This window comes from Phytoactinopolyspora endophytica (genome assembly GCF_004138495.1).
Classification (GTDB): domain Bacteria; phylum Actinomycetota; class Actinomycetes; order Jiangellales; family Jiangellaceae; genus Phytoactinopolyspora; species Phytoactinopolyspora endophytica.
Genome location: NZ_ML142875.1, coordinates 22,420 through 27,239, shown reverse-complemented (window position 1 = coordinate 27,239; position 4,820 = coordinate 22,420). Strand labels below are relative to the sequence as shown.

The following is a 4,820-nucleotide window of genomic DNA, read 5'->3' as shown; positions in this document are numbered from 1 at the left end:
GGCCAGGCGGGTAGGGCGACGTCACCCTCTGGACCCACCGGCCGCGTCCCCAGCGCGGTCAGCCGGCGGTCCAGCTCTTTCAGCCGCTCGTCGATGATCGCCGCCGGTTCACACATCGCCAGCAGTCGCACGGATCGCCGGTCATGCAACGGCTCGCCGGCTTCCAGCAGACGCGGCCCAAGCTCCTCCACGACGGCACGCGCATCCGGGTGCGCGAGGACGGCCGAGAGCTGCGTGTCGACGGAGAAGAACCGGCCGCGGCCGTTCGTCGACTGCCATTGGTCTGTGCCGCTGCACCCGAGCGGCTCGTTCGCTTCGAAATAATGCTGGTAGCCGTCGCGGCCCAGGTACTCCTCGCCGGGGAGGAACTCGTCGCCGAGCCGCGTGAGCCAGCGGTCGAGTTCCTGGTCGAGACGGTCCTGTTCTGCCGCCAGGGCCGGGTCACCGCACCGGTTACGCAGCTGTTGCGGGTCGTCGATGTTGTCGTAGAGGAGCCAAGGGCCGGAGCGGGTGCGGACGTAGGTGTACCGCTGGTCGCGGACGCCGCGATACTCCTCGAGACCCGCGCGCCGAAGGCTTGAGTAGGCGGCGGGTACGCAGAGGAACGCGGAGGGTGTACCGGCCTCGGGGACGGAGAGGTCCGCCCCGGTCACACCCGGCGGAACCGGTAGCCCGGCGTATCCCAGGAGGGTCGGCATCAGGTCCGGGCTGTTGAAGAGCTGCTGCGAGGTCCGCGGTGCGCGGCCGGGCGCACGGACCAGCAGCGGCACTCGCACCGATTCCTCCCACGGGACCAGCTTGTGTTCCAGGCCCTGCGACCAGAGCATGTCGCCGTGGTCCGAGGTGAAGACGACGACCGTGTTCTCGCCGACCGCGTCCAGGAGTCGGCCCACGCACTCGTCGAGCGCCGCGATGTGCGCGTAGTAGCCGCGCAGATCGTTGACCGCCTCGTCCCGGCACCAATCCGGCACGTTGGCAGGTGGCTGGATATCCGCGTCCGCATACAGCTCGCGGTAACGTTCGGGGGCGGTGTGCAGCGGAAAGTGCGGCGGCCCGTACGAGAGCGTGAGGAAGAATGGCGTCTCGCCCGCATCGGTGATGAAGCCGATCGCGTCCTCGGTCTGGGCGAACGCGTCGTACCCCTCCCAGAAGCGTTTCGCCGGATCGTCACCCTCGTAGTAGGCGGAGCGGTTGTAGTCGTGGGTGCATTCGAGCGCCTTCCAGTACTCGAATCCGAACCGCGACTCGGCCGGGATATACGACTCCCGTCGCTCGAACGTTCCCTCAGGGCTGCCGAACAGGTGCCACTTCCCGATGTATCCCGTGCGGTATCCGTGGTCGCGGAACACCTCCGGCAGCACCGGACCCGTTGGCTGCAGCGGCACGTCGTTGAGATACACGCCGTGCTGCAACGGGTACTGCCCAGTGAGAAAGCTCGCGCGCGCCGGACAGCAGATCGGCTGACCCGATATCGCCTGCTGGTAGGTGACCGACTCCGCCGCCAGCGCGTCGATGTGCGGGGTCCGCGCGTGCTCGTCGCCCGCGTAGCCCACGGACCGCGCCCGCCATTCGTCGGCCATGATGAGCAGGACATTCGGCCGTGCGGCGTCGGTGGCCCGCGCTGTGCCCGTCATGCCGGCTCCCTCCGCTCTTCCAGGTTCACCCGGTACCTACCTGCTGGCCGGTCCAGCACGTGCGATGACCAGGTCTCGATCCGCACCGGGACCGGCGTGTCGACGACGAGTTCGGCGCCGTTCAGCTCGACGTCCATCAGCCCAGCCGTGGTCGGCACGGCAGCGCGCATCCAGTGGATGCCGGTGCGTGCCGGAGCGAGGCGATAGGTCTCCTCCCACAGGCTCAGCGCCTCGACGCCGAGTACATGGACGATGAGGTCGCGGGTGGGTGTGCTGCTCCATCCGTGTGCGGGGGTACCCCACTCCCAGCACTCGCCGAAGGTGTCGTACCCATCGGTGAGAAAGTTCGACCAGCGGCGCAGCGCCACCGGCAGCAGGTCGGCCCGTCCCGCACAGGCGACGGCGTCGTGCACCACGGAAGAGAAGAACGGCTCGGCACGGACGATCTGGCGCTCGACGTCCCAGTCGATGCGCTGGACGCCTTCCGCTCTGTCGCGCACCTTCTGTTCCAGGCCGACCGTGGGCGACGGCGCGTTCCACCCGCGCGTGACGAGACGGTCCTCGTCGGTCATACGTGCGACGACGCCGGCTCGCCGCTGGTCCGGCACCATGCCGGCGACGATCGCCGCCGCGTTCGATACCTGCGACACCGCGGGCCGCCGCTCGCCCGACACGATGTGGTCGACGTACAGTCCCCGCGCGTCGTCCCAGAAGCACTCGAATCCGCGCTCGACGCATGCGACCAGTGCCCGGGTGCGGCGGGCGTCGGCGGCGTTCCCGACCCATTCGCTGAGTTCGGTGAATTCGCGGAGCCCACGCGCCCACAGCGCCGTCAGCAGCGCGCTGCAGCCGCTGGTGAACACGCTCGACCAATCGCCGAGCGGCCATTCCGGCACGTCCACGAGCACGCCGTGGTCATCGGCGTAGGTCTCGAACCACTCCAGGATCCGCCGTGCCGTGGCGAGGCGGCGACGGACGAATTCGACCCGCTTGGATGCCCGCGCGTACAGCGTGAGGGCATGTAGCCAGTGCAGGGACCAGTCCGGGATCGAGTAACGCGCCGCCGACTCGATGTCGCCGGCCACGGACATCGGCAGCAGCCCGTCCGGCCGAGGCGAATCGGAGAGCTCGAGATGACGCTCGATGAGTCGCCAGTCCTCGTTCGCGACGAGATGCACGCCGACGTGGACGACGGCATCGCCGACCCAGGCGCGCTGCTCGCGGGTCGGGCAGTCGGTGAATGCGTCCGACGAGTTCACCTCAACCGTGCGTACCCCGGCGTTCCACAGACGCACGAGCTCCTTCTCGTTCGAGGAGAAGAAGGCGCCGCCGCTGAACGGATAGAGATGTTCGCGCACTCGGACGGCGGTGACCCGCACCGGTGCCGCCGTCACGGCTCTGGCGAGGATCGCCGCGATCCGGAGTCCGTTGGGCTCAAGCGCCCGGAACGTCGCCGCTCCCCCGGCCGCGATCACCCGTGCCCCGGCACGTGGCACGTAGCGGCGATCGCCGCTCGTGGGCGCCGTCGCCGGCCGTTCCAGATAGGCCACGTCAAAGACGGTGCCGGCCGGAGCGTCGAAGTCGATCTCGACGTAGCCGGCGACGATGCGGCCGAAGTCGAACTGCCACAGCACCGGATCGCCGAGATCCAGCGGGTCGGGATCCAGCGTGTCGAGCGCGTCCAGCACGACCTCCACCGGATCCGGCTCCGCAGACGGGCGAGCACGTCCGACGGAGGCCAGTTGCGCAGTCACGGTGTCGCCGCGCAGCTGCGCGAGCCCGCGCGGGCGGAGCGCGCCGTACGGATAGGCGGGTGGCCGCGACCGGCGGCCACCCCCTGCGTGCAGTGCCTGCGCCGGCTCCGCGGACTTCCACTCCGGCGCGCCTGCCGGCCGGAGCCAGCCATCGTCCAGCCGCCGCTGATCGACTACTTCGATCGGCAGCGCGGCCAGCACACCACGACCGGGCACAGTCGACCACGCGTCGAACGGATGTGCTGTCCACCGGTCTCCCGCCGTGACGACGTCGTGCCACCGCGCCGGCGCGTCGAGAATGAGACACGCGTCCGCGCCGAGGCCGTCGGTCACCCGCGCACGCTGCCAGAACGCGTTGTCCGCCCCGTAGTAGGTGACGAGCACGGCGATCACGTTCGTGCCCGGGCCGAGCGCGGGCGCGAGATCGTACTCGTCATAGGTCCACCTGTAGGGCTGCGATCGGATCGGGCCCCGGCCGAGTTCGGTCCCGTTGACCCACAGGACGTACCGCGAGTCGGCGGACACCCGGATAGGCAGCTCCACCGGCACAGCGGTGAGCTCGAACTCCCGGCGGAATCCGACCCGGCGCGGGCCGGACACGTCGTCACCTTCGCCCGGGTCCGCTGTCCGGATCCATTCGCCTGCCCATTCGCTGGTCCACTGGGTCGTGTCTGGTTCATGCATGCAGGGCGCGCCGCTCCGTCTCGTCCGTCATTGCCCGGTGCCGCTCCGCGCGTCGCCGGGCCTGTTCTGCCGGGTCCATGACCGGCGTCGACAGCAGCAGTCGCCGGGTGTAGGGGTGTTGCGGATCGGAGGTGACCTGTTCGGTGGGTCCGGTCTCGACGATCTGGCCGTCGCGGAGAATGGCGATGCGGTCGCTGATGCGTCGCACGACCCCGAGATCGTGGCTGATGAACAGGTAGGCCACCCCGGTGCGTTGCTGTATCTCGTGCAGCAGCGCGAGGACGCGGGCCTGGGTGGAGACGTCGAGGGCGCTGGTCGGCTCGTCGCACACGACCAGTTGCGGGTCGAGCACGAGAGCGCGGGCGATGGCGATCCGCTGTCGCTGGCCGCCGGAGAACTCGCTCGCGAGTCGCCGTCCGGCGTCGCTGGGCAGGCCGACCTTGGCCAAGACGTCCTGCACACGTCCGCGGGCGTCGGCCACGCCCCGCACGAGCAACGGTTCGAGGAGGATGTTCTCCACCGTCATCGCCGGGTTGAGCGACGAGTACGGATCCTGGAACACGGCCTGCAGGCCCGTCGTGACGGCTCGCCGGCGACGGCGGGACAGGTCGGTGATGTCCTGGCCGTGGAATCGGATCCGGCCAGCCGACACCGCGGTGAGGCCGAGGATCGCCCGGCCGATGGTGCTCTTGCCGGAGCCTGACTCGCCGACCAGGCTCAGCGTCTCGCCGGCGTCGATGCTGAAGCC

The 4,820-nt window shown here is 69.7% G+C and carries 3 protein-coding genes; all 3 read right to left on the bottom strand.

All coding sequences use genetic code 11. From position 1 onward, the window contains the following. The coding region (locus ELR45_RS31955; protein WP_205857680.1) for a sulfatase family protein at positions 1 to 1,634 on the bottom strand (1,634 nt) is incomplete at its 3' end. After that, positions 1,631 to 4,072 carry an alpha-L-rhamnosidase-related protein gene (locus ELR45_RS31950; protein WP_129669893.1) on the bottom strand — a complete coding sequence of 814 codons (2,442 nt, stop codon included), beginning with the start codon at positions 4,070 to 4,072 and terminating at the stop codon, positions 1,631 to 1,633. The genes ELR45_RS31955 and ELR45_RS31950, both read right to left, overlap by 4 nt. Beyond that, positions 4,065 to 4,820, bottom strand: a 756-nt coding sequence (locus tag ELR45_RS31945; RefSeq protein ID WP_205857679.1) for an ATP-binding cassette domain-containing protein, incomplete at its 5' end; no start/stop codon positions are given. The genes ELR45_RS31945 and ELR45_RS31950, both read right to left, overlap by 8 nt.